This window comes from Prevotella sp. Sow4_E9_plate (assembly GCF_052116205.1).
Classification (GTDB): Bacteria; Bacteroidota; Bacteroidia; order Bacteroidales; family Bacteroidaceae; genus Prevotella.
In genome coordinates, this window is sequence record NZ_JBQKLN010000109.1 from 1 (window position 1) to 1,545 (window position 1,545).

Below are 1,545 nucleotides of genomic sequence, written 5' to 3' on the forward strand. Positions count from 1 at the left end.
ACGTCCTCATCGACTCAATCATTAAAAAGTTTGTAAGGATGAAGAAAATCAGCAAAATCAAGTTTATGCTTTATTAACGAGAAGTTTTCTATAGGGGTGCTGAGTAGTTACCTGCTTCGTTTGAAATAATTACACTATATTTGCACCGTCTAATTGATGGCTAAAGCCCGAAGAGCTAACTAGTTAACTCCTAAAAGTAAGCAAAAATAACTTTGCTAGGCAAATTTAGTAAAAGATTTTAGGCAAAATGATAAAGATTTTAAGCAAAATGATAAAGATTTTAGGCAAAATGATAAAGATTAATTGAACAAAAAGAATCATAAAGTAAGAAATTACAATTTAAACTTAAATAGATATGAAAGTATTCAATTCTAAACTTGCTGCTATAGGTTTGGCAGCATTCGTTTTCGCATCATGTAGCGACAGCTCTTCGGATCCTGCCACTCCTATCACCTCTGGTACCGTCCCTTCTGAGATTACCAAGATTGGACTTACACAGACTGATGCTGCACAGTTGGCAGCTAGCGTTACCAACTACAAGCGCAGCAGCTCTAACAAGGCAAGAACTCGTGCAATTGACGAGACCTTGTTCAATGGACTTACCCAAATGCCAAATGTTCCATCAAATGAAGATGCAGTACAGCTGAACGCTGCAAAGGATTTGTCAAACGAGAAATACAAGACCAGAAACGGAAAGACTTACGACTTCTCCAACAACACCCTCCAGAACGCTACCCTCTTCGTTGTCGGTAATAATTCACTCTGCTCTCCCATCCTATCGATAGATGGGAGAGCAAACCTTATTCAAAACTTTACCAGCTCATCAAAAAAGCCAGCTAAAGCTAACTTTAAGGTTATCCGCTAAATATCAATCAATAAATAACATTTAAAAGAAAGATAAAATGAAAGCATTAAATATCAAACTTGCAACATTCAGCTTTGCAGCATTGCTTCTCGCATCTTGTAGTGATAGCAATAGCGACGCCCCAAATAACAACAATGGAGAAAAAAGCATTGTTGGTAAAGAGGTCGTTTCTATTACTAATGCAGAAGAGTTGGCGGCAAGAGTTATTAATTATAACACCAATTTTTCAACAAGAGCCAGAACAAGAGCAAATATTAGTGAGCCTCAGGTTACACAATTAACAATGCCTGCAGCTCCAACAGCAAAAGGTACAACTGTAGAAGGAAACATAGATAAGCCAGGTGACTATATTGTTAAAAGCAACGTAACAGCAGCGCTTGCAAACATCAGCAACACAAACATTTACATTACAAACGAAGGTGAGCTTACTATAAATAGTCATTGGGGTATTGGCGAGAATGTGAATATTTATGTTCTTAATGGTGGCAAATTGCACTATCAGTCAGGCAATATCGACTACAACATCTATGTATACAGAGATGCTACATTCGATACAGATAAATCCAATATTGAGCCCACTTTAAAAAGTAAGGCCTGTTTAAAATGTTTATATTTCACGAAAATAATCTCTGCTTTATGCTGTTATCTGGAATATTTTTCGTATCTTTACACCATCAATT

At 36.7% G+C, this 1,545-nt stretch carries 2 protein-coding genes; both read left to right on the top strand.

Going from position 1 to position 1,545, the window contains the following annotated elements:
- Positions 1-355: 355 nt before the first annotated feature.
- A complete protein-coding gene (locus tag ACTQ53_RS17415; RefSeq protein WP_441934564.1) occupies positions 356-865 on the top strand; it encodes a hypothetical protein in 510 nt (169 codons plus the stop codon).
- A gap of 37 nt (positions 866-902) precedes the next feature.
- On the top strand, positions 903-1,545 hold a 643-nt coding region (locus tag ACTQ53_RS17420; RefSeq protein WP_441934566.1), incomplete at its 3' end, for a hypothetical protein.

Bases quoted from the DNA above. Each gene is read 5' to 3' on its own strand.
- ACTQ53_RS17415 (WP_441934564.1), top strand. From the start codon at position 356: ATGAAAGTATTCAATTCTAAACTTGCTGCTATAGGTTTGGCAGCATTC.